This window comes from Salinicola salarius (assembly GCF_002179555.1).
GTDB lineage: Bacteria > Pseudomonadota > Gammaproteobacteria > Pseudomonadales > Halomonadaceae > Salinicola > Salinicola salarius_A.
Genome location: NZ_NHOU01000001.1, coordinates 300,664 through 321,957, shown reverse-complemented (window position 1 = coordinate 321,957; position 21,294 = coordinate 300,664). Strand labels below are relative to the sequence as shown.

Annotated in this window: 21 protein-coding genes; 7 read left to right on the top strand and 14 right to left on the bottom strand. The window is 64.2% G+C overall.

Annotation, left to right across the window (positions count from 1 at the left end; translation table 11 throughout):
- Positions 1–30: 30 nt before the first annotated feature.
- From CCD76_RS01395 to CCD76_RS01380, 4 genes are all read right to left on the bottom strand, one after another.
- Entirely contained in the window at positions 31–1,602 is a 1,572-nt protein-coding gene (locus CCD76_RS01395; protein WP_087717760.1) for an ABC transporter permease, read from the bottom strand.
- Complete coding sequence (locus CCD76_RS01390) at positions 1,595–2,377, bottom strand: ABC transporter ATP-binding protein (RefSeq protein WP_087717759.1); 783 nt, start codon at positions 2,375–2,377, stop codon at positions 1,595–1,597. The genes CCD76_RS01395 and CCD76_RS01390 overlap by 8 nt, the downstream gene beginning before the upstream one ends.
- Positions 2,374–3,363, bottom strand: a complete 990-nt coding sequence (locus CCD76_RS01385; protein WP_087717758.1) for an ABC transporter substrate-binding protein — start codon at positions 3,361–3,363, stop codon at positions 2,374–2,376. The genes CCD76_RS01390 and CCD76_RS01385 overlap by 4 nt, the downstream gene beginning before the upstream one ends.
- A 154-nt stretch (positions 3,364–3,517) precedes the next feature.
- Positions 3,518–4,255, bottom strand: coding sequence for a 5-formyltetrahydrofolate cyclo-ligase (locus tag CCD76_RS01380; protein WP_087717757.1), 738 nt, complete (start codon positions 4,253–4,255; stop codon positions 3,518–3,520).
- Positions 4,256–4,397: 142 nt separating this feature from the next.
- Between CCD76_RS01380 and CCD76_RS01375 the strand changes: the two genes are divergently transcribed.
- Together CCD76_RS01375 and CCD76_RS01370 are read left to right on the top strand one after the other, a co-directional pair.
- On the top strand, positions 4,398–5,249 hold the full coding sequence (locus tag CCD76_RS01375; RefSeq protein WP_087717756.1) for a MurR/RpiR family transcriptional regulator: 852 nt from the start codon (positions 4,398–4,400) through the stop codon (positions 5,247–5,249).
- 142 nt (positions 5,250–5,391) lie between these two features.
- A complete protein-coding gene (locus CCD76_RS01370; protein ID WP_087717755.1) occupies positions 5,392–6,657 on the top strand; it encodes a dicarboxylate/amino acid:cation symporter in 1,266 nt (421 codons plus the stop codon).
- Between the two features lie 107 nt (positions 6,658–6,764).
- On the opposite strand, the gene CCD76_RS01365 is transcribed toward CCD76_RS01370, so the two are convergent.
- The 3 genes from CCD76_RS01365 to CCD76_RS01355 all read right to left on the bottom strand — a co-directional run bounded on the left by CCD76_RS01365 (position 6,765) and on the right by CCD76_RS01355 (position 7,978).
- Positions 6,765–6,953 (bottom strand): CsbD family protein, encoded by a 189-nt coding sequence (locus CCD76_RS01365; RefSeq protein ID WP_087717754.1) that lies wholly within the window; start codon positions 6,951–6,953, stop codon positions 6,765–6,767.
- Between the two features lie 278 nt (positions 6,954–7,231).
- Entirely contained in the window at positions 7,232–7,510 is a 279-nt protein-coding gene (locus CCD76_RS01360) for a peptidylprolyl isomerase (RefSeq protein WP_087717753.1), read from the bottom strand.
- 156 nt (positions 7,511–7,666) lie between these two features.
- Complete coding sequence (locus CCD76_RS01355) at positions 7,667–7,978, bottom strand: glutaredoxin family protein (RefSeq protein ID WP_087717752.1); 312 nt, start codon at positions 7,976–7,978, stop codon at positions 7,667–7,669.
- A 187-nt stretch (positions 7,979–8,165) separates the two neighbouring features.
- Here CCD76_RS01355 and CCD76_RS01350 point away from each other — a divergent pair, with 187 nt between their 5' ends.
- Positions 8,166–9,446, top strand: a complete 1,281-nt coding sequence (locus tag CCD76_RS01350) for a pyridoxal phosphate-dependent aminotransferase (protein WP_087717839.1) — start codon at positions 8,166–8,168, stop codon at positions 9,444–9,446.
- A 73-nt stretch (positions 9,447–9,519) separates the two neighbouring features.
- Here the strand turns inward: CCD76_RS01350 and CCD76_RS01345 are convergent, their stop codons facing one another.
- Both CCD76_RS01345 and CCD76_RS01340 read right to left on the bottom strand, forming a co-directional pair.
- Positions 9,520–10,512 carry an adenosine deaminase gene (locus CCD76_RS01345; protein WP_087717751.1) on the bottom strand — a complete coding sequence of 331 codons (993 nt, stop codon included), beginning with the start codon at positions 10,510–10,512 and terminating at the stop codon, positions 9,520–9,522.
- 101 nt (positions 10,513–10,613) lie between these two features.
- Entirely contained in the window at positions 10,614–11,246 is a 633-nt protein-coding gene (locus CCD76_RS01340; RefSeq protein ID WP_087717750.1) for a LysE family translocator, read from the bottom strand.
- A gap of 49 nt (positions 11,247–11,295) precedes the next feature.
- Here CCD76_RS01340 and CCD76_RS01335 point away from each other — a divergent pair, with 49 nt between their 5' ends.
- Complete coding sequence (locus tag CCD76_RS01335; RefSeq protein WP_087717749.1) at positions 11,296–11,859, top strand: DinB family protein; 564 nt, start codon at positions 11,296–11,298, stop codon at positions 11,857–11,859.
- Between the two features lie 24 nt (positions 11,860–11,883).
- Entirely contained in the window at positions 11,884–12,489 is a 606-nt protein-coding gene (locus tag CCD76_RS01330) for a nitroreductase family protein (protein WP_087717748.1), read from the top strand.
- Between the two features lie 4 nt (positions 12,490–12,493).
- Here CCD76_RS01330 and CCD76_RS01325 read toward each other — a convergent pair whose 3' ends face one another.
- From CCD76_RS01325 to CCD76_RS01305, 5 genes are all read right to left on the bottom strand, one after another.
- The gene (locus tag CCD76_RS01325; protein ID WP_087717747.1) at positions 12,494–13,213 is read right to left on the bottom strand and encodes a haloacid dehalogenase type II; all 720 of its coding nucleotides are present in this window, start codon (positions 13,211–13,213) and stop codon (positions 12,494–12,496) included.
- Between the two features lie 220 nt (positions 13,214–13,433).
- Positions 13,434–15,020 (bottom strand): PucR family transcriptional regulator, encoded by a 1,587-nt coding sequence (locus CCD76_RS01320; protein WP_218776938.1) that lies wholly within the window; start codon positions 15,018–15,020, stop codon positions 13,434–13,436.
- On the bottom strand, positions 15,020–16,513 hold the full coding sequence (locus CCD76_RS01315) for an NAD-dependent succinate-semialdehyde dehydrogenase (protein ID WP_087717746.1): 1,494 nt from the start codon (positions 16,511–16,513) through the stop codon (positions 15,020–15,022). Before CCD76_RS01315 ends, CCD76_RS01320 begins: the two co-directional genes overlap by 1 nt.
- Positions 16,514–16,633: 120 nt before the next feature.
- A complete protein-coding gene (locus tag CCD76_RS01310; RefSeq protein WP_087717745.1) occupies positions 16,634–17,410 on the bottom strand; it encodes a DeoR/GlpR family DNA-binding transcription regulator in 777 nt (258 codons plus the stop codon).
- A 139-nt stretch (positions 17,411–17,549) separates the two neighbouring features.
- Positions 17,550–18,554, bottom strand: coding sequence for a nucleoside-specific channel-forming protein Tsx (locus CCD76_RS01305; protein WP_256961016.1), 1,005 nt, complete (start codon positions 18,552–18,554; stop codon positions 17,550–17,552).
- Positions 18,555–18,921: 367 nt separating this feature from the next.
- Between CCD76_RS01305 and CCD76_RS01300 the strand changes: the two genes are divergently transcribed.
- Positions 18,922–20,193: a NupC/NupG family nucleoside CNT transporter gene (locus tag CCD76_RS01300; RefSeq protein WP_087717836.1), complete on the top strand. Its 1,272-nt coding sequence runs from the start codon at positions 18,922–18,924 to the stop codon at positions 20,191–20,193.
- 305 nt (positions 20,194–20,498) lie between these two features.
- A complete protein-coding gene (gene deoC, locus CCD76_RS01295) occupies positions 20,499–21,275 on the top strand; it encodes a deoxyribose-phosphate aldolase (protein ID WP_087717744.1) in 777 nt (258 codons plus the stop codon).
- The last annotated feature ends 19 nt before the right edge of the window (positions 21,276–21,294 follow it).

Here is a 21,294-nt window from a genome sequence, read left to right as displayed (position 1 = left end):
CGACCTCAGGCTCTGAATGAGATATTGGCGTTACTGTACGGGCGTCATCGCAAAGCGCTTCAGCACGCGCTGCTCGATGACGGTCACCATCAGATAGAGCAGCACCGACACCAGGACGGCGGCGACCACCACGGCCCAGACCAGACCGTAGTCCAGCGATCCGCGAGCGACGTTGAGCAGATTGCCGATGCCCGTTCCGGTGGCAAGCCACTCGGCGATCATCACGCCCAGAAAGGCCCGCGGCGCCACCAGCCGCGCGGCGGCGCACAGATACGGCAGACTCCAGGGCAGCGATACCAGGCGAACCTGCTTGAGCCGGGAGCCGCCCAGCACGCGAACGCAGTCCTGCGTCGCTTCCGGCACCAGCGCCATTCCCTGGGCCAGGGTAACGTAGGCCGGGAAGAACGTGACCGAGATCGTGATGGCAAGAATCGTCGCGCCGTCACGACCGAAGATCAGCACGATCAGCGGCGTGAGCGCGACCAGCGGCATCGACTGGCTGAGCAGCGACAGCGGCATCAGCACGCGCTCCAGCACCGGGCTGAGCGTCCCCAGAATGGCCAGCAGCAGCGCAAAACCGAGCCCCAGCGCCATCCCGGCGAGACACCAGGGCAGTGTCTCGAGAAGCGCGCCCCCGATGATGCTCGCGAGGCTTTCCGGCCGCGTCGAGGAGAACAGCTCGGCGGCCAGGTCGGCCGGCGTGCGCAGCACGAAGCTGGACACGCCGGCCTGCTCGAGTCCCCAGACCGCCGCCCACCACGCCAGCAGCGGCAGCACCACCGCGACCAGTGTGATCAGCCACTGCGTGCCGGCACCACGCGCGGCGTCTCCCTGACTGCCCAGACTCTCCTGCGCTGGCGCCTGGGCGCCTACCCAGCAGCGTGCGACGAGCAGGATCGCGACGTAGAACAGCGCGCTGATCGCGGTCGCGACCAGGCCGATGCCCCACAGCCGCTCCGGATCGCCGCGCCCCAGCGAACCGATCAGATAGTGGCCGAGCCCCGCACCGGACCCGCTGCCGAACTCCGCCAGCAGCGAACCGAGCACCGCGTTGGGTGCCGCGACCCGCAGTCCGGCCAACAAGGTCGGCAGCGCGTGGCGCAGCCGTACCCAGCGCAGGGCCGCCCAACGCCCGCCGCCGTAGAGGCGAACGACGTCGAGCAGGCGTGAATCGATCCGGGTCAGGCCGAGCACGGTGGCGACCATGGTCGGGTAGTAGGTGGCGAGCGCGGCCAGCACGATCCTCGGCGCGTCGCCATCGAACGCGATCACCAGGATCGGCGTCAGCGCGATCGGCGGCATCGCGAAAAGGGTAACGTTGATGCCGCTCAGCAGCCGGCCGACGGGGCGCCAGCTGGCCATCAGAAAGCCGCAGAGCACGGCGACGGCGTTGCCGACGAGGAAGCCGATCAGCGACGTGCGCACGGTGGCCCAGATGTGCGGCGGGTAATCGCCCCAATCCTCGACCAGTTGCCGCAGCACGCCGCTCGGGCTGGGCAAGGCGCCATCCGCCACCCAATGCAGCCGCCCCGCCACTTCCCACAGCAGCAGCAGCGCCAGCCAGCCGATCGCGATGGTCGTGCGCTGTCGTCGATCACGCATCGTCGTTCTCGTGGTCGAACATCAGCTGCAGGATCTCGGCCTCGAGCTGGCGACACTCGGCGCTGTTGAGCAGCGACAGCGGCCGCTCGCGCTCGAACGGCACGTCGATGACCCGGCCGATCCGCCCTGGTCTTCCGGTCATGACCACCACCTTGTCGGCGAGGAAGATCGCCTCGTCGACGCTGTGGGTCACCATCACGGTGGTGACCGGGCGCTTGAGCCAGAGCTTCTGCAGCTCGCGGTTCATGCTGCGGCGCAGGATCTGGTCCAGCGCACCGAAAGGCTCGTCGAGCAGCAGCAGTTGCGGCTCGCTGACCAGCGCGCGGGCAATGGCGACGCGCTGGCGCATACCGCCGGAAAGCTGACCGGGCAGCGCCTGCTCGAAGCCTCCCAGGCCGACGAGCTCGATCATCTCCTGCACGCGGCGTCGGTCCGCCTCGCTCATCCGGCCGATCACGTCGAAGGGAAAGCGCACGTTGGCTTCCACGCTGCGCCAGGGCAGCAGCGATGCATCCTGAAAGGCGATGCCCAGCGCGCCGCGTTGCTGCAGCGTCCGCGGCGACAGGCCGCCGATCCGGATCGTGCCCTCGCTGGGCTGGTCCAGCCCTGCCAGCATGCGCAGCAGCGTCGACTTCCCGCAGCCCGACGGGCCGATCAGGGCGATAAAGCTGCCGGCTGGCGCCTCGAGAGAGACGCTGTCCAGCGCCAGCAACGCTCGGCCATCGACATCGAAGCGGCGGCTGACGGCCTCGATGCGCAGATCCCCTACCGTCACGCCGCGATTTCCTCCAGCAACGAGGTGTCGAAATTGTCTCGCGAGGCCTGGATACCGATACGTTCGAGTGCCGTCAGGCAGCGCTCGATATCGGCCTCGGCCATCGAAAAGATGCCGTTCGGGGACTCGATCAACGATTTCTGCGCCTGATTGAAGAAGATTTCGTTCTCGATCGAGCGGCCGTTGCCCTGGAAGAAGCTGTCCGCGAAAAGCGGCGGGTAATAGGCAGGATCCTTGAAGTTCTCCTGCCATCCCTGGCGGCTGGCCCGCAGCCAGGCCACCAGGTCGTCGCGGCGTGTCTCGAGGGTGTCGCGCGTCACCACCACGGTGTCGTTGAAGACCGGAAAGCCATGGTCGTAGAGCAGGAAGCTGACGGCCTTCTCGCCCTGCAGGCCGATCGTGTAGGGCACGTTGGTGACGAAGTCGAGCGAGGCGTCGATCTCGCCCTTGAGCAGCGGCGTCGGGTCGTAGGCGTAGGGCACGATGCGCACGTCGTCCGGCGAAATTCCGTTGGCTTCGAGCATCGCTTCGACCGCCAGACGGTTGACCGGCGGCACGGCGAGGACCTTGCCGACGAGATCCTCGGGCTTCTCGATCGGATTGCTGGCCAGGCTGACGATGCCCGCCGGGTTCTTCTGATACTGCGCCCCGATGATGACCAGCGGCGCGCCCTGCTGCGTCACCGCCTTGAGCGTACTCTCCACCGTCGTCAGCGCGATCTCGGCGCGGTTGGAAAGCAGCGCCCCTTCGGGAATGACGTCCGGGCCGCCCGAGCGATAGTCGAGCGAGAGCCCCTGGTCGGCATAGAAGCCCTTGTGCCGCGCGACGATGTAGCCGAGAAATTCGGCATCGTTGACCCAGGAAGCCTGCATGCCGATCGGCGTACCCTGGCCGTTCTGGGCCATCGAGAGCGCCGGCCATCCCAGAGCGCCCGCCAGGGCGCCGGAACCGGTCATCTGAAGGAAACGCCGTCTGCTGAGCGTCATCGCTGTATCCTCGTGTCGTTGTTCGTTATCTCGACTGATTGCTCGTTGTCTCGACTCGTTCGTCGCTTCGCCGCAAAGTCGAACAGGAAAGATGGGGTGTGACGGCAGTACGACGCTGCCCAGTGCCGGTTTCTCTCCATGCCGGCTCGCCTGCCTACGCCAGCCCCAGTGCTCGCTGCAGCTCGCGCAGCGGTGGCATGGCGTCGATCTCCGTCTGCATCAGGCGCTGCCAGTCGATACGCGCAGGTCGTGGCGTCTGGCGGTTTATCTCGAGCGTGCGCGTTGGCGTGGCGATCACGTCGAGAACGACATCGCGCTCGCCGGGAAAGAGCTCTTCCTCGACCACCTGAACGTCGTGGACCAGCGTCCAGATCGGCGTGGTGTCGTCGACCAGGCCCAGTTCGCGAAAGAGCAACCACTCGAGATCGAGAAAGCCGTGACCGCGCCCGAAGCGCACGCCGCTGGTGGCGACGGCCGAGGCGCCGGTGACGATGGCATCGAGCCCGCCCAGCGCGACCAGCGATTCCAGCGAGAGCGGCTTGCCGAAGTGTTCGAGGCCGTCGAGCCAGGCGGCAAACCTGGCTTCGCCCCGGGGCACCGAGCCGGGCTCGATCCAGAAGAAGCCGCGGGCCATCCCGTGGGTCGATACCACCAGGCTCGTGCCGGATTCGATCAGCTGCTGACGCAGACCGGCCAGGCTGTTGTCCGGCGTGACGAAGACATGGCGCACGTCAATAAACCGCGCATCGTCGAGGATACGGCGCAGGGCCGCGTCGGAGCCGACGAAGTCGGGGATGAATTCGGAGAAACGCATGTGGAAGCGGGAATCGGGTATCGCGACATCTCGCAGTCGACTCCAGATTCGTTCGCGGATCGCACGCCTGGCCAGCACTCGAGCGCCCTCCTGGAAGCGTTTGGAACCTTTGGTTTCAAAATAATGCTACACTGAAACCGTAGTTTCCAAAAGATCGCCAGCGGAAAAATCGGCAGGCTTCGCCTCGTCATGAAGACCCGCCAGAAAGACGGACGCGCCTATGTCTACGAGATTGGTTCTCGCCATCCAGGAACATTACGAACAGCTCTCTCCCAGCGAACGCAAGCTGGCGACGCTGCTACTGGATCGGATCGACGACATGCTCGCCTACTCGGCCAAGGAGATGGCCGATATGGCGGGAGTTTCCAAGGCCACCGCCGCCCGCCTGTTCCGCAGCCTCGGCTATCGGGACTTCAGCGAGGTCCGGGCGCAGGCACGGGAAGAGCGCAATCGGACCCAGCCGTTTCGCAACATTCCTTCGTCCGGCGAGACGAGGACACCGGCTCGAGGCCTGACGGTCGCGACGCATCTGCAAATGGAAACGGACAGTCTGGCGCGAACCTTCGAGGTCACGCGCAACGACGAACTGGTCAAGGCAGCAGATGGGCTTGCCACCGCGCCACGTGTCTGGCTTCTGGGTCTGGGCGTGGATCAGGGTCTGGTCTACTACATGCGTCCGCTGCTGAGCCGTATCCGCACGGATGTCTTCTCTCTCGGGGCGCAAAGCGGAACCTGGGCGGAGGAGCTGGCGATGCCCTCGCCGCGTGACGTCGTGCTGCTGGTCCTCTCGCAACACCGCCCGGCGATGCTGGAACGCGCGATGGAGCAGCTCACGCTGTCGCGCGTCACGGTAATGGCCGTCGTCGACGTGCGCAATGCCGCCTGGGCACGGCGCTTTTCCGACAACGTGCTGCCCTGCTACAGCACCGGCGGGCCATACGGCTATTCGGCGATGAGTCTCATCAGCATGCTGCACCTGCTCGCCCATACCACGGCAGACAGACTGGGCGACCGTGCCCTGCAGCGCACCCACCTCATCGACGATATCTCCGAGGCGCTGGATCCAGGCTGATTCGGCTTCCCGATCACGGGTTGGCGGCTTGGTCAGGCGATTTTAGACCATCGGATGAATCATCTAGAGATTACCCGCCGACTCGGTAGAATGCGCGGTCTCCCACGTATTGGCCATTAACGACGCAAGCCGGAGCCGTCTCATGTCAGAAAGATCTTCATCCCCCTCCTCCGCCCGGCCGAATCTGTGGCGACGCATTCCCCTGTGGCAGAAAATCATTGCGGGCCTGGTACTCGGGGTTCTCGCCGGCGCCTTGATGGGCGAGCAGGCCAGCATGTTCAAGCCGCTCGGCGACATCTTCATCAATGGCATCAAGATGCTGATCGTGCCGCTGGTGTTCTCGACCCTGGTCGTCGGCATTACCGGCATGCGCGATCCGCAGAAAATGGGGCGTGTCGGCGCGCGGACGATCGGCCTCTATCTGATCACGACCGCCTTCGCGATCGTCATCGGTCTGGTCGCCGCGACGATCTTCCAGCCGGGCGTCGGCGCGGATGCGTCGATGAGCGCGGCGCAGCAGACCAACGAGGCGCCGTCACTGGTGGATATCGTGGTCGGCCTGGTGCCTTCTAACCCGCTGCAGGCCATGATCGAAGGCAATATCCTGCAGATCATCGTCTTCGCCATTGGCCTGGGCATTTCGTTGATGCTGATCGGCGAAAAGGGCGAACCCGTCGTGCGTGTGTTCGAAAGCTTCGCCGAAGCGATGTACAAGCTGACCGCCATCGTCATGGCATTCGCGCCGTTCGGCGTATTCGGCCTGATGGCCAACGTTTCCGGGCAATATGGGCTGGACGTGCTGCTGCCGCTGGCCAAGGTGATCGGCGTGGTCTATCTCGCCTGTATCGTGCACGTACTGGTCGTCTATACCGGCCTGTTGAGTCTGGTCGGCCGATTGAATCCGATGCGCTATCTGCAGGGCATCATCGACGCGCTGGTAGTTTCGTTTTCGTCCGCCTCCTCCTCCGGCACCCTGCCGGTCTCGATTCGCTGCGCGCAGAAGAATCTGGGCGTCTCGGAAGGCGTGTCGAGCTTCGTGCTGCCGGTGGGGGCGACCATCAACATGGATGGCACCGCCATCTATCAGGGCGTGGCGGCGCTGTTCGTCGCCCAACTGGTCGGTGCCGACCTGTCGATGATGGATTACGGGATGATCGTGCTGACCGGCACGCTGGCCTCGATCGGCACGGCGGGCGTGCCCGGCGCCGGGCTGATCATGCTGTCGATCGTGCTGGCGCAGATTGGCCTGCCACTGGAGGCGATCGGCGTCGTCGCCGGCGTGGACAGGATCCTCGACATGGCGCGCACCAGCGTCAACGTCGCCGGCGACCTCATGGTGACGACTCTGGTCGGCAAGAGCGAAAAGGAGCTGGATCTGGACGTCTACAATCGGCCCGGCAAAGCCTGACGGACTCGCCCAAACGATAGCGGCCCCGCATGGTGCGGGGCCGTTGCGTGAAGAATCCCGAATGGATATCGATGTAGAAGACTCGATGTACCGAGATTCAGTGATAACTAGTGGCGTGGTTTGGCGGCATCCTTCAGATTGCCTTTGGCGGACTTGGCATCCCCCTTGCCTTGTTGAGCTTTGCCTTTACCTTCGAGTTCGCGATCCTTGGTCATCTTGCCGGCAGCTTCCTTGGCCTTGCCGGCTGCCTTGTCGACCTTGCCTTCCGTCTTGTCCGACTTCGAATGCGTCGTCATCGCTGCTACCTCGCTTTGCGTGGATATCCTTATCCGCTCGCCGTCATTCGGTTACCGAACGCTTCGGCAACGGCGGGCGTGTCTTCAGAATAGTTCGCCGCGGAAAAGCCGAAACGGAAGATTGGTAACGATTTGTTCACGCTAAACGGATCTCAGCGAACGGCTGTCCTGCTGAAGATGACCGTGGCGGGATCGAGGGAACGGAGGGAGGAAAGATCGCCGGATCGACGAGAGCCGCCCGGAGGCGGGCGGCTCGAGGGGAAATCAGGCGCGGAAGATCAAGTGCGCGAGGTCACTTCCAGCAGATGGTAGCCGAACTGGGTCTTCACCGGTCCGTGCACTTCATTGATCGCACCATTGAAGACGACTTCGTCGAACTCCTTGACCATCTGGCCGCGACCGAACGTGCCCAGCTCGCCGCCCTGACGTCCGGAGGGGCAGGTGGAGTGCTGACGGGCCACTTCGGCGAAATCGCTGCCGGCTTCGATCTGCTGCTTGAGTTCGAGACACTTCTGCTCGCTGTCGACGAGAATGTGGCGGGCGCTGGCCTGTGCCATGAGATCACTCCTGAATCTTGCTCGATGGGAAAGCGGCATTCTACGAAACCCCGCCGGTCGCCGTCACCGACAATCGACTCCGGCAGCCGTTTTAAGCCGGCAGACGCTTCGGACGACAGTGCTCTGACGCCCGTGCATGGCTGGCGTCCGCCAGAATCAGCCGAAGCGCCGATCCAGGTAGCGATTGATATCCGCGGACTCGTACATCCACTCCACCGTGCCGTCCTCCTTCTCGATACGCAGGCACGGCACCATGGTGCGGCCACCGCCCGCCATCAGATCCTGGCGATGCTGGGGATCGCGCTGGATGTCGCGCAGCTCGATGGGCAACGCCAGCCGCTCGATCTGGCTGCGCACGCGCTGGCAGAACGGGCAACTCATGAAGTGGTAGAGCGCGAGACGCTGGCAGGCGCGGTCGATTTCGGCCTGCGCCTCCGCGGAGCGAACGATGGGAGTCGCTGAAAACATGCGTTTGAGTCTCCTGATAATCGGGGTCATGTGGACTCGCTACAGAGGAAAGCGCGCCACGATTCCCGCAGCGCCGGTCATGGCCTTCAGTGTGTCTGAGGAACGATAGTGTGTCAGAGGAACGATTGGCCCGCCAACGAGCGAGCGTTATATGATCGGGAAACCTTCCCCAACCAGCGAGCTCATCATGTCCGACGTCATCCCCTCCAGCCTGCGCCGCTACTGCTCTTCTCGCGTTCAGGAAATGCCCGACAACCAGATCGTCGCCGTGGCGGATCTCGCCCGTCACGACGCCTCGGTCGTGCGGCTCTGGATTGGCGAAGGCGATCTGCCGACGCCTGCCTACATCAAGCAGGCGGCGATGGATGCACTGGAAGGAGACGATACCCGCTACAGCTACTCCCAGGGTTTGCCCGAGCTTCGCCAGGCGCTCTCCGACTACCACCGCCGGCACTGGCAGGTCGACGTCGCCGCCGACCGGTTCTGCGTCTCCATCGGCGGCATGAATGCCGTCACCATGGCGATGCAGGCGATTCTCGACGAAGGCAGCGAAGTGATCATGCCGACGCCGGCCTGGCCCAACGCCAGGCAGATGATCGAGATCGTCGGCGGGGTCAATGTACCGGTCGCCTTCGATTTCTATCCGGACGGCAGCATCGAGCTCGACCTGGAAGAACTGTTCGCGGCGGTGACCGATCGCACCCGAGCCATCTTCATCAATTCGCCCTCCAACCCGACCGGTTGGCGCATGCCGCTCGAGGACATGGAGCGATTGCGGGACTTCTGCCGGGACAAGGGGCTGTGGATCGTGGCCGACGAGGTCTACAATCATTTTGTCTATGATGACGGGGTCGACGATGACAGGGTCGACGATGACGGGGTCTACCGTAATGGAGGCTACGATAGCGAAGGGCCGGCCGCCTCCTTCCTGCAGATCTGCGAACCGCAAGACCGGCTGCTGGTGACCAACACCTTCTCCAAGAACTGGTGCATGACCGGCTGGCGTGCGGGCTGGGTCACGTTCCCGCAGGGCATGGATCAGCTGTTCGCCCGTCTCTGCCAATACAACACCACCGGCGTGGCGCCGTTCGTTCAGCGGGCCTGCATCGCGGCGCTCGAGCATGGCGACGACTTCATCGCTCATCAGGTCGAACGCTGCCAGGCCTCGCGGGACATTCTGGTCGAGGGTCTGACCGCGCTGGACAACGTGACCGTGTTCTCGCCGCAAGGCACCTTCTACCTCTTCTTCAAGGTACACGGTCTTGACGGCTCGAGCCTGGACACGGCCAAACGTATCCTGCGGGAGGCCAAGGTCGGCGTGGCGCCGGGCAGCGCCTTCGGCCCCGAGGGTGAGGATTACCTGCGAATCTGCTTCGCCATCGACCCGGAGCTCGCCAAGGAAGCGCTCGATCGACTGGTGCCCTTCCTTTCGGCGCTGGCTGAGGCACCGCAAGGTGCTACCGTCTAGCCGGTACGCTGAACGATACTGCCCGGCCTGATCGGCCGGGCAGTCATGAGTCGGGATGTGGATTGGCAGCCGATCAACAGGCCGCCAGGCGCTTGTGCAGCTCGCTGCGGCGAGATTCCGGCATGAACGCGACGTCGATCGCATTGCCCGCCAGCTGCTTGAACATGGCCTGGTCCCAGTCGAACGCCTCGAGACAGGCGAGGTAATTGTCCAGCACGCCGCTGCCGAAATAGGCCGGGTCGTCGGAGTTGAGCGTCACTTTGAGACCCTGCTCGATGATCTGCGGCAACGGATGGTCGGTCATCTGCTCCACCACTTTCAGCCGCACGTTGGAAAGCGGACACACCGTCAGCGGAATCTGCGACGCCCGCAGCCGTTCGACGAGGGCGGCATCCTGCAGGCAGGCGACGCCATGATCGACCCGGCAGATATCGAGCACGTCCAGCGCCTCGCTGATGTAGGCCGCCGGCCCCTCCTCGCCCGCGTGGGCGACACGCGGAATGCCCAGCGCTTTGGCGCGTTCGAACACCGCCTCAAACTTGGCTGGCGGGTTGCCCATCTCCGCGCTGTCGAGGCCCACGGCGTCGATCAGCTCGTAGTAGGGTGCCGCCTTTTCCAGCACGTCCATGGCATCGAGCGCATCGCGGTCGCGCAGGAAGCTCATGATCAACGCCGTGGTCATGCCCCAGCGGCGCTCCGCATCTCGCATGGCGCGGCGCAGCCCCTCGAACGGTGCCGCCAGCTCGACGCCACGGCTCAGGTGCGCCTGCGGATCGAACGACAGTTCGACGTGCACCACGCCCTCTGCCTGCGCACGCTCGAAGTACGCCATCGCCAGATCATGGAAATCCTGCTCGGTGCGCAGCACCCGCATGCCCTGATAGTAGAGATCCAGAAACGACTGCAGATCGCTGAAATCGTAGGCGGCACGCACCTCGTCCACCGTCGCGTAGGGCAGCGACACGTTGTTGCGCGCCGCCAGCGCAAACATCAGCTCCGGCTCCAGCGAACCCTCGATATGTAGATGCAGTTCGACCTTGGGTAATTCACGCAGCCAAGTCTTCACGAGCGCTCCTCGCCAGTTTGAGTGGATGCGTTTCAGGATGCCGAAAAGCACGCGTGGTGGAAAGCGTCGGGCGAGCGCAGTCGTCTGTCGGCGTTTCCGACTCACACCCGCGTCGTCAACACCTTGATTCCCAGCGCCACCATCGCCAGGCCCAGCACCCGATCGATCCAGTGGCTGAAGCGTTTGAACGCGCGATGGATCGGGGGCGTGGAGAGCAGCAGCGCCACCGCCGAGAACCACCCCAGCTGGATCAGCATGATCCAGGCGCCGTAGATGGCGATCTGATAGAGCGGCATCGACGGTGACAGCACGATGGTGAACAGCGAGACGAAGTAGATCGGCGCCTTGGGATTGAGCGCGTTGCAGAGAAATCCCATGCCGACGGTGCGCAGCGCCGAGCGAGGCGGTGCCGCGTCCGGGGTCACGGCCTCGGTATCGGTCACAGCCGGGCGCGAGCGCAACCCCAAAATCCCCAGATAGAGCAGATAAGCGCCGCCGATCAGCTTGATCGCCCATAGCGCCTCGGTGGAGTTGGCGATCACCGCCGCCAGCCCGAACGCGGAATAGACGATGTGAATCGACAGCCCCAGCGCGATGCCCAGGCTGCACAACAGGCCGATGCGCTTGCCGTGATTCAGCGTCTGCTGGGTGACCAGCACGAAGTCCGGCCCCGGCGAGGCGGCCGCCAGCAGATGCACGAAAGTGATGACGATCAGGCCGTGTAGCATTTCCATGTCGATTCCTGAGATGCTGGAGAGAAGACGATTGAGCCGGTGCCCGACCATGATCGAATATTTTCGCCATCAAGCCTACTGCAACCTGTGGTCGAACCATCGGCTGTTGGCTGCCTGCGCCCGCTTGTCCGACGAGGCCTTTCACGCCAGGCGGAGCAGCTTCTTCCCGTCGATTCACGCCACGCTCAACCACATCCTGATCGTCGATGCCTACTATATCGATGCCCTCGAAGGCGGCACGCTCGGTCAGCGCGCCTTCGACGACGAGCTGCCCCACTCTCGTGTCGACACGCTGTGGCCGGCACAGGAAGCGCTGGATAGGCGCTTGATCGCGATCTGCGACGCGCTCGACGAGGCTTCGCTGGCCGCCGACGTCACGCTCGAGCGGGCCGACCGCCAGCAGCGCGAGCCGGCGCACCGGGTGCTGGCGCATCTGTTCGTGCATCAGACGCATCATCGTGGTCAGGTTCACGCCATGCTTTCGGAGACCGATGTCGCCCCGCCGCAGCTGGACGAATTCTTTCTGCAGGAAGAAGCCCCGCTGCGGCGGGAAGAGTTTGCAACGCTGGGCATCAGCGAAGCGCAGGTGTGGGGCAATCGCCAACCAGCCTGACAAGAAGGACTATAAGGAATCGCCATGAGCCAAGTTCAAACCAGTGCGCTGGAACGACTCCTGAGACAACGTCGGAGTTGCCGACGATTCGATGATCAAACGCTCTCCGTGGGTAACCTGAAGCGTCTGCTGTTTGCGGCCCAAGGCAGCACCCATTCCGATGGCATGCGTACCGCCCCGTCGGCGCACGCGTTATATCCCCTGAAAACGTTCGTCATCGCCCGACGAATCGAAGGGCTCGAACCCGGCTTGTATGAAACCGGGACTATCCACGAAGAAACCTGGCAACGCCTGCATGGCATTCGTTCGGGCACGCTGTTGTCGGCGTCTCTGGCAGACGATACCTGGCTGGAAGACTCCCCCGCCGTGATCGTCGTCGCCGCCGACCGCCAAATCGCCATCGATCATTTCGCTGACCAGCAGCCGGATGGTCTACGTGGCGTACGCTATATCGACTTCGAAGCCGGCGCCGTGATCCAGAATCTCTATCTGTCGGCCACCGAGCAGGAGCTCGGTGGCGTCGTGGTCATGGGCTACGACGATGACATCATGCAGACCGCTCTCCGACTTCCTACGCCATTCCGATCCATTGCGCTGTTCTGCATCGGGCATCCCGCTGCGCGCCAATGAACGCTTATCTCGTCAACGCCCGATGCGCCTCGGCCAGCTCCGCCATGCTGTTGAAACGGAAGTCGACCGTCGGCATGTCGCCGGGGTTCATCGTCGCGCCGAAACCTTGCTTGTCGTGGCGGCGGTAGATCCAGCAGTTGGCGAGGCCATTGTGGTTGGCGGGCTGATGATCGTGGAACATGCTCTCGGCGGTGTGCAGGATCTGCGACTTGTCGATGCCGCGCTCGCCGAGCTTCTCCAGCATGTAGTCGAAATTGCGCGGCGACGGCTTGTAGGAGCCGATGTCCTCGGCGGTGTAGACCGCGTCGAACTCGACGCCGAGCTTGCGCTGGCTGTAGGCGAAGCTCTCGTTATCGACGTTGGAGAGCACCACCAGCTTGTAGTGCTGCTTGAGATAGGCCAGCGCCTCGGCGGTATCGGCGAAGGCCGGCCACTGCTTGACGAAATCGCCGTAGGCCAGGCATTCGTCGTGCGTCACCGTCACGCCCCACTCCTCCGCCAGACGCTTGTAGACCACCGCCAGCAGCAGCCGATACTGCAGATGCGGGGTATAGCGCTGCTGGGTGGACTCGTGCCGGGCGTGCGCCTCGAGAATCTGGTCGCGGCTCAGGCCCAGTTCGGTGCGCTGCAGCAGTGGCTGCAGCCCGGCCACCATGCCGCTCTCCCAGTCGATCAGGGTGCCGTAGACATCGAAGGTCAGGGTAGTGAAATCCGTCAGTTGCATGGTCGTCTCTCTGATTGAATGTCGGTACGTTCGTGAAAGCGTATCGAGATGGTCGGTTGACCATCATCCAGGACTCTCTAGGTTTTGTCTGAAAAGTCGTCGAACGAAGGTCAGACAAGGCAAAAATCGGCGAAAAGACGGAGTTTACGCGGTGTAAATGAGTACTTTGAGCCGATTTTTAACGCCGTATGGCCGAGCGCAGGCAGTTTTCAGACAAAGCCTAATCTCCGTCGGCGTTGAGCAGTCGCACCGCCACCTGCAACTGCAGCCGGATATCGGCGTCGTTCAGGTTCATGCCCAGTGCCGTTTCCAATCGCTCGATGCGGTAGCGCAAGGTGCTGATATGAATATCGAGCGCCCGTGCGGTCTGCGCCAGCTGGAAGCCGCTTGCGGCCAGCGCCGAGAGCGTCTCGAAGGCATTATGTCGACGTGCCCCTTCGCCCAGCGCTCGCGAGATGCGTGCCAGAAACAGTTGCCGCGCTTCGCTGTCGCCTTCCAGCACGCGGGTGAATAGCAGGGTTTCGAAATCCCGCCGTTCGCCGGCCTTGAGCGAGGGCAGCAGCCGCGCCACGTCGCCCGCTCCCTGGGCGATGGCTGCCGCCCCTCTCGCTTCGCGGCTGATCGCCAGGGCGGCTTCGCCGTCGCTCAACTCGCGCCATAGCGCTTCGGTCGAGATGTCGGCGCGCACCAGGAACAGCAACTGGTTGAGGGAGACCGAGATCAAGCGTGGCAAGCCGAGCGCTTCGAGACGATCGCCCAGCCGGCGCTCCCAGCGTTCCCGCCGCAGCAGTCCCTCGCGGGTCAGCGGCACCGGCTCGTTGAGCAGGATCGCGCAGACGTGATACGCGCCATGGGGCTCCCACCCCTGCAGCGATGCCCGCTCCAGCGCCGCCGGCGTGGCTTCGAAGCGCCCTTCGAGCAGCGAATCGACGAAGGCGTAGCCCAGCCGGGTCTCCTGCGCCTGCAGCGCCCGCTGGTGCGACAAATGTAGCGCCGAGATCAGCGCCGCCTGCTCCGCCGCCCGGCGTTCGAGCTCGCTGACATGGGAGGCCGTTTCATCGATCCACAGCGTGGCCGTCGGCGCCTCCCGGATTCGCACCGGACAGGCCAGCATCCGGCACCCGGCCTCCTCGCCGAGAGAGCGAGCCGTGGCCTCGGCCAGAAACTGGGCCTCGGTCAGCATGGTCGGCGTGGGCAGGCGCATCGTCTCAAGCTCGGCGCTGCCGCCCAGCCACTCACCCTCCAGCCCGGTGAAGAGCACGTCCCGCTCCAGCAGCAGGCTCAGGGCCGTGGCGATGTCGCCCAGGCTGCGTGCCGTCAACGCCGAGCGCGTGAGATCGCGGTGTATGCGTTCCGCCCGTGCGATCAACTGGCCCTGCCGCGCGATCAGCCAGGCGTGCACTTCCTCGGTGATCTGGCTGAACGGCACGTCCCAGGGGATTTCCAGCAGCGGGAAGTCGAGCGATGCCGCCACGCGGCGGCTGGTCTCCGGGAACGCGGTAAGAAACCGCGGCACCGCCAGCGCCACGCCGGCCAGGCCCTTGTCGACCAGCGCCTCGATCAGGGCGCGCTCGGCTTCCGGCTCGTCGGGCCAGTGATAGCCGGTGGTCAGCAGCAGCTGGCCTTCACGCACCCAGGCGATGATGTCGGGATGATCCACCATGTGTACCCAGCGCAGCGGCCGGCCTAGCGAGCGCTCGCCGGCCACCACGCGGGCCTGGCGCAGATTGGTCTCGCGCAGCGCGGTGGCGAGGTCGAGCTCGGCCGGCAACCGCGCTGCGTTGGCGTCCCCATCCCCCATCGCCATCAGCCGTCCAGTCGCGTCGAGACGAACTTGAGGTCGAGATATTCGTCGATACCGTAGCGGCCGCCCTCGCGGCCGAGGCCGCTATCCTTGACGCCACCGAACGGCGCCTGCGGCACGGACGGCGCGCCATCGTTGACCCCGACGATGCCGTAGTCCAGCGCTTCGGAGACGCGTGCCGCGCGCCCGAGATTGCGGGTCCACAGATAGGCGGCGAGCCCGAACGGCGTGGCGTTGGCCGCTGCTATCGCCTCTTCTTCGCTTTCGAAGGCGATCAATGGCGCGACGGGGCCGAAGGTCTCTTCCTGCATGATCCGCATGTCGCCGGTGACATCCGCCAGCACCGTAGGCGCGACGAAGAAGCCGTCGACATCCCGCGCCGCGGTCAAACGCTTCGCGCCCTTGCCTAGCGCATCGTCGATGTGGGATTGCGCCTTGTCGCGGCCGGCCTGGCTGACCAGCGGGCCGATCTGGGTCGACTCGTCTTCCGGCTGCCCGACGCGCAGCGCGTCCACCGCGGCGGTCAGGCGCGCGGAGAAGGTCTCGAGAATGCCGCGCTGCACGTAGATGCGGTTGGCGCAGACACAGGTCTGGCCGCCATTGCGGAACTTGCTCGCCATCACTTCGGCCACGGCGGCGTCGATATCGGCATCGTCGAAGACCAGGAACGGCGCATGGCCGCCCAGCTCCAGCGACATCCGCTTCATGGTGGCGGCGGACTTGGCGTAGAGATGCTTGCCGACCGGCGTGCTGCCGGTGAAGGTCACCTTGCGGATGCGCCGGTCCGCCATCAGTTCGTCGCTGACCGCGGCCGGACGCTCGGCGGTAATCACCTGGAAGACCTCCGCCGGCCCGCCGACCTGCTGCCACAGCCGGGCCAGCATGAGCGCCGTGATCGGCGTCTGTTCCGCCGGCTTGACGATCACCGAGCAGCCGGCCGCCAGCCCCGGCGCCACCTTGCGGGTGATCATCGCCGCCGGGAAGTTCCACGGCGTGATCGCGAGCACCGGGCCGACCGGCTGGCGCAGCACAGCAAGTCGCTTGTCCGGATGCTGGGCGGGCAGAATGTCGCCGTCGATGCGCCTGGCCTGCTCGGCGTACCACTCCAGGAAGCTGGCGGCGTAGTCGACCTCGCCCCGCGCTTCGCGGATCGGTTTGCCCATCTCCCGCGCCATGGTCACGGCGAGGGTCTCCTTGGCCTCCAGCATCGCCTGGTGCCATGCCTTGAGCAGCGCCGCGCGCTCGAATGGGGTGGTCTTGCGCCAGGACTCGAAGCCGCGCTGGGCGTTGTCGGCGGCCAGCTTCGCCTGCTCGACGCCGCAATCGGCGACCTCGGCGATCACCTCCCCGGTAGCGGGGGAACGCAGCGCGTAGCGGCCTGCCCCGTCGGCATCGAAACCGACGATGGCGGCGGGATAGTAGGCAGCGTCAGCGGGGGCCTCGAGCGGCGCGAATGAAGAAGACGTCGATGAGGAAGGCGTAGATGAAGAAGACATCGATCCGGTCACCTGTTCGGAAAGTAGGAAGTCCAGTCATCCTAACCGCAGGACGAACCGAATACTTCCTGCCCATGACAGGATAGAAATACGATCAAAGTCTACGAAAGACAGGAAACCTCACACCACTTCGACTTTCGCGGCGTCGCTCTCCTTCAACCGATCCCGCCACGCCCGGCCCGGATCGCCGCTGGTCAACAGGGTGTCGAAGTCCGGCAGTTCGGCGAAGAACGCCGCTCGCATCACATCGAGCTTGCTCTCGTCGGCGACCAGGATCCTGCGTTCCGCGTGTTCGATGGCGGCCTGCTTGGGTGCCACTTCATGGAAGTGGAAACAGCTTGCTCCCTTTTCGGCATGGACCCCGGCAGCGGAGATCAGCGCCTTGTTGATACCCAGGCGGCGAATCGCCGTGGTGACGTCCTGCCCGCCGAAGGAGTCGGAAGCGGCGTAGTAGAGCCCGCCGAGCACCACGAGCCGCATGTTGGGCATATCGCGCTGACTGAAGGCGTTGGCGACGTTGAGCGCGTAGGTGACGATGGTGACGTTCATCTCGCGCGGCAGCAGCGTGCAGAACGGCATCAGCGTGGTGCCGCAGTCGACGAACACGGTATCGCCGTCCTCGATCCTCGATGCGACCGCCTCGCACAGGCGCTGCTTGGCCTTCGCGTACCGGTCCCTCTGCGCATCGAGATTGTAGGCGGCGGCGAACTGGGGGTTGTCGGCCATGACCAGATGGCCGCCGAAGGAGACGATCGCGCCGTTGCTGGCGGCGATGTCCCGCCGCACCGTCATCTCGGAGACGTTGCACAGCGCCGCCGCCTCGGCCAACGGCAGGGTACCGTTGCGTCTGATCGCTTCACGAAGTCTCTCGAGCCGTACGGCGCTGCGGCCATTCATGACGTTCTCCCGATCCTGTCTTCTGAGGGTCAGATCTTATCCCCGATCTCTACTGGAAACGCAACGCGACGAGGAGCCCGAAGGCTCCTCGTCGATGACATCCATTTCGTCGTCTCGGGACTGCCAGCCGACACCGACCTCAGAACTGCCAGCCGACACCGAAATAGTAGCCCCAGCCGGTGGAGCGCAGTTCGAAACTGTCGCCATGGCTGTTGGGGAACGGTGCCATTTCGCCGTCGTTCCACTGCCCGCCGTTGTGGAAGTAACGTGCCACCGCCATGAAGCGCAGGTGCGTGAACTGGTACAACAGCACGTTGGTCGCCACGGTCGACTCGTTGGTGCGCGTCGGATCGTTATCGCCCAGATCCGAACCGAAGTCGTGGTTGGTGAAACCGACGTAGACCAGCGACGCGCCGTTGTCGAAGCTGGCCAGCGGATAGGAGTAGTTCAACTGTGCGCGGTAGCCGTCCCAGGAGTTCTCGTTCGCGGCACCGTAGTTCTCCCACTGGCGACGCTTGTAGAAATTGAACGAGAGACCCAGCGGCGAACCGGTTTCGATGTCGGTTCCCAGGCCGGCGTAGAGCGTGTTCTGGCGGTTCTCGGTGTTGTGGCCCCAGTCGAAGATATAGTCGAAGGCGACGAACCACTCCTTGAACGGGCCGAAGCTCAGATCCTGGCCGGTCATGTCATCGATCGACAGCCGCGGTTCCAGCTCCATGAAGACCGGAGAGCCCTTGTCGAAGATACCGCTGTCTGCGGCGTTACCGGTGCCGAAGAACTTGGGAAAATCGATATAGCCGTAGAGACCCAGCGGCCCCTTGCGACCGAAGAATTCGTACTCCAGATAGATGTCGTCGATCTGCTGCGGCCCGAAGCGAATGTTCTTGCTGCCGATCACCGTGACGTTCTGGTGATACCAGTCGGAAAGATAAGGCCCGTCGGCCGTCTGGCCTTCCGACATCGGCCCTTCGTCCGGCGTCTCCTGCTCGATGACCGGCGCATCGCCCTGATCGTCCGCGGCCCAGACCGGCGCGGCCGCCAGCGTCATCGAACCCAAGCCCAACGAGACCGACAGCGCCAGAAGACGAGATCCCTTGCCTGCCCACCGTTCAGCCGACGCCGGCTGTGCGAGTCCTTCTACCATGCTATCCCCCACTTTGTTGTTATGGCGTTTTGATGCTGATCTTGTGACTATTTTCTCATCTGGCCTGCGATCGAGCCGGTTAGAGAGAAAGCGAACGCATGACCCGAGGCAACATCGCCAGATCGAGCCGAAAGCACTATATATAGGCCTCTGCCTCGCCTTGAACTACTCTATGAGCTTGTGAGAATAAAAACAATAAGTGACGAGCAAAACCAAAAAATGTTAAAAACCTCTCAAGAAAAGGCATTGACCGATGCGTGAGCGAGCGGCATGAGACGGTTGGCGTGAAATCATGTCCGTTTCAATGGCCCCGGCACGCCCTGACATGCATTTTCGACTCATCAAGGCCAACACCAAGGACAACAACATGACACTCCTCATGGGTCTGGTCGGCGTCATCGTGCTGCTGCTGATCGCGCTGATCTTTTCGAGCAACCGCAAGGCGATCAGCCTGCGCACCGTCATCGGCGCCTTCGCCATTCAGGCCGGCATCGGCGCTTTCGTGCTCTATGTACCGTTCGGCCAGGCCGTTCTGGGCTCCGTTTCCAGCGCCGTCAGTCAGGTCATCAACTACGCCAACGACGGTATCGGCTTCCTGTTCGGCAACCTCGCCGACCCGGCCAACGTCGGCTTCGTCTTCGCCGTCAAGGTCCTGCCGATCATCATCTTCTTCTCGTCGCTGACGGCCGTGCTCTACTACCTGGGCATCATGCAGTGGGTCGTGCGGATTCTGGGTGGCGCGCTGCAGAAAGTGCTGGGCACCTCGCGCACCGAATCGCTCTCCGCCACCGCCAACATCTTCGTCGGCCAGACCGAGGCACCGCTGGTGGTACGACCGTTCCTGGCCAGCATGACCAAGTCCGAGCTGTTCGCCGTCATGTGTGGCGGGCTCGCCTCCGTTGCCGGTTCCGTGCTCGCCGGTTACGCCGAGCTCGGCATCCCGATGGAGTATCTGATTGCCGCGTCCTTCATGGCGGCACCGGGCGGCCTGCTGTTCGCCAAGATTCTGATGCCGGAGACCGAGAAGCCCGACGACCGCACCGAGCAGGCCAAGGAGATCCTGGAAGCCGAGGACAAGCCGGCCAACGTGCTCGACGCGGCCGCTGCCGGCGCGTCATCCGGTTTGATGCTGGCCGCCAACGTGGGCGCCATGCTGCTCGCCTTCATCGGCCTGATCGCGATGATCGACGGCATCCTGGGCGGGGTCGGCGGCTGGTTCGGCATGGACTCGCTGAGTCTGTCGATGATCCTGGGCTGGCTGTTCTCGCCGCTGGCATTCGTGCTCGGCATCCCCTGGAACGAGGCGATGCTGGCCGGCTCTTTCATCGGCCAGAAGCTGGTGGTCAACGAATTCGTGGCCTATATCAACCTGGCCCCGTACATCAGCGGCGACACCATCGTGGAATCGACCGGGCAGGCAATGTCCGCCCACACCGCCGCGATCCTGTCGTTCGCGCTGTGCGGGTTCGCCAACCTGTCCTCGATCGCGATCCTGCTCGGCGGCCTCGGCACGATGGCGCCCAGCCGCCGCCCGGAGATAGCCCGCTACGGTCTCAAGGCCGTACTCGCCGGCACGCTATCCAATTTGATGTCCGCCACCCTGGCGGGGATCTTTCTCTCGCTGGCCGGCACTGCCTGACCCAGAACTGCTTTGGACAGGACCGCTCTGGACAGGACCGTCATGAAAATCCGGCAGACTCGAGGAATCACTGCCGGATCCTTGCGCGAGCCAGAAAACGGAAACGGCAGGAGGCCGTCGCGACCACGCCGAACAAGGCTATGTACGAAAAGTCGGCGAGCGACGGGCAGACAAGGCAAAAATCAGCGAAAACGGACCGGGCTGGCGCCCCAGTTTACGGAGTGTAAATGAGTATTTTGAGCTGATTTTTAACGCCGTATGGCCGAGCGCAGGCAGTTTTCGCACAAAGACCAGGAGACAAGAAGATGAACAGCCTCAAGCACGCCGCCAGCCAGGCGCTGGCCATGATGGACCTCACCTCGCTCAACGACGGCGATGACGACGCCGCCATTCGGACGCTGTGCCGCCGCACCGATACGCCTTACGGCGCCCCGGCCGCGGTCTGCATCTACCCTGCCTTCATCGAGACAGCGAACCGTGAACTGACCGAGATGGGTATTCGTGAACGCGTGCGAATCGCCACCGTCACCAACTTCCCGGACGGCTGCGTCAACGTCGAGCGCGCCTCCCGCGAAACCCGCGCAGCCGTAGCGGCCGGCGCCGACGAGGTCGACGTGGTCTTTCCCTACAAGGCCTTGATCGGCGGCGACGCCGATGCCGGCCGGGCGCTGGTGACGGCCTGTCGTGAGGCCTGCGGCGATCGCCTGCTCAAGGTAATTCTGGAAACCGGCGAGCTCGAGGAGCCCGCGCTGATCCGCCAGGCCGCAGACATCGCCCTCGCCTGTGGCGCGGACTTCCTCAAGACCTCCACCGGCAAGGTGCCGGTCAACGCGACGCTCAAGGCCGCCGAGATCCTGCTCACCGCCATTCGCGACAGCGGTCGCGACGTGGGCTTCAAGGCGGCCGGCGGGATCCGCACCGCGGAAGATGCCAAGGCCTATCTGGAGCTGGCCGCCGGTATCATGGGCGAGGCCTGGCTGACCCCGGCGCACTTCCGCTTCGGCGCTTCGGGGTTGCTGGACGCGCTGCTCGCCACGCTCAGCGATGACGACAGCCGACCGACGACCGCCAGCGGTTACTGATCAGCCGCGGTTACCGCGA